The sequence below is a fragment of the Cupriavidus sp. 01L46 genome (genome assembly GCF_056399905.1).
Genome location: NZ_JBFTSF010000588.1, coordinates 1 through 1,448, shown reverse-complemented (window position 1 = coordinate 1,448; position 1,448 = coordinate 1). Strand labels below are relative to the sequence as shown.

Here is a 1,448-nt window from a genome sequence, read left to right as displayed (position 1 = left end):
TTGGTTACTTATATGAACGCGCCCCGGTTTGCCAGGTAAATCATCTCATGATGCTCGGCGAGGATTTGGTTGCAGCCTTATATCCGGCCTCATGCAGGTCAAGCCTGCGGGCCCCTATGGAATTCGCCAAGAGCGGCCCTCGTCTTTTCAGCGTGCTCGAAGCACTTGTAACCGATCAGGGTCTCGTTCTTGCGGTCCAACCTGTCTTGCCATCACTTCACGTCTACCCGCGCAACCTGCTAGTCGAGTTCAATTAACCTGCTTCAATAGCCGCAGCTAGGGCTGCTGTGCCTACGGTTTTGGTAGGCGCAGATGCCCTAGCGCGGAATCCGCCATTTGCCTGGCCCTCTCCGCTTTCTTCAATTCGTGGTCTCTTTCATACGGCTCCTTGCCCCTCAGCACCGCCCAGGCAATTCTCGCCGCCTTGTTCGCCATCGCCACCACCGTCACGTTGGTCGGGCGTCGGCGCGCCAGCTGGTCGCACCAAGTCCCTTTGTCCTTGGCCCGGAACAGGACTGCCCTGGCACCGTGGATCAGCAGCATGCGCAGGTAACGGTCTCCGCGTTTGCTAATCGCCCCCAGTTGCACCTTGCCCCCAGTGCCACGCTGGCGCGGCACCAGCCCCAGGTAGGCCGACAGTTGCCGCCCCGATTCGAAGCCCTGCGCATCGCCAATCGTCGCTAGCATCGCCGTGGCCGTGAGCATGCCAATCCCCGGAATCGCCATCAGTTGCTCGCACGCCGGCTGCGTTTGGGACCAGGCCTTGATCTGTCCTTCCAACTGCTCAATGCCTTTGTCTAGCCGACCGATCAGCTCGAACTGTTCGCGCAACGCCTCGAAGACCCTCGCCGGCACGTCGTCCTCCACTTCGGCCAGCCTCTCGCTCATCTCCGCCAGACCTGCCTGACGCCCCCTCTTGAAGCTCAAGCCAAACTCATAGAGCGCGCCGCGCAAAGCGTTGATCATCATGGTGCGCATCTTGATGTGCTGCTCTCGCATCCGATGCAACACCAGCGTGGCCTGCTGCTCCACTGTCTTCGGCGTCACTGTCGGCATGCCCGGCTGTTGCGCCGCCGTCCAGATCGCGCGCGCATCCGCGGCGTCAGTCTTGTTGGTTTGCACGAACGGGCGGACGTATTTCGCATGCAGCAGTTTCACCTCATAGCCCATCTCGAGGAGCTTGCGGGCCCACCAGTGCCCGCTGCCGCAGGCCTCCAGCGCCACGCGCCCTTTGTGCTGAGCTAGAAACTCGATCAGCTTTTGACGCTGGAATCGCCGGTTGTGAATCTCGCCAGTCTCAGGGTCAACCCAGTACAGCTGGAACACATGCTTTGCAATATCCAGCCCAAATGTCATAGCATTCATTTCGGGTCCCTCCGTTCCTGTAGTGGTGGTGACATCTTCCACTCTGGCACATTGCGATGCCGTTCGGTCTGGAGGCCCCCCCC

The 1,448-nt window shown here is 60.5% G+C and carries 2 protein-coding genes; one reads left to right on the top strand and one right to left on the bottom strand.

Features of this window, described 5'->3' with window-relative positions; all coding sequences use genetic code 11:
* A partial coding sequence (locus tag AC1DS3_RS38645; RefSeq protein WP_441641647.1) for a hypothetical protein occupies positions 1-257 on the top strand: 257 nt, incomplete at its 5' end.
* A gap of 34 nt (positions 258-291) precedes the next feature.
* Here the strand turns inward: AC1DS3_RS38645 and AC1DS3_RS38640 are convergent.
* The gene (locus AC1DS3_RS38640) at positions 292-1,365 is read right to left on the bottom strand and encodes an IS110 family RNA-guided transposase (RefSeq protein WP_441641648.1); all 1,074 of its coding nucleotides are present in this window, start codon (positions 1,363-1,365) and stop codon (positions 292-294) included.
* Between the last annotated feature and the right edge of the window lie 83 nt (positions 1,366-1,448).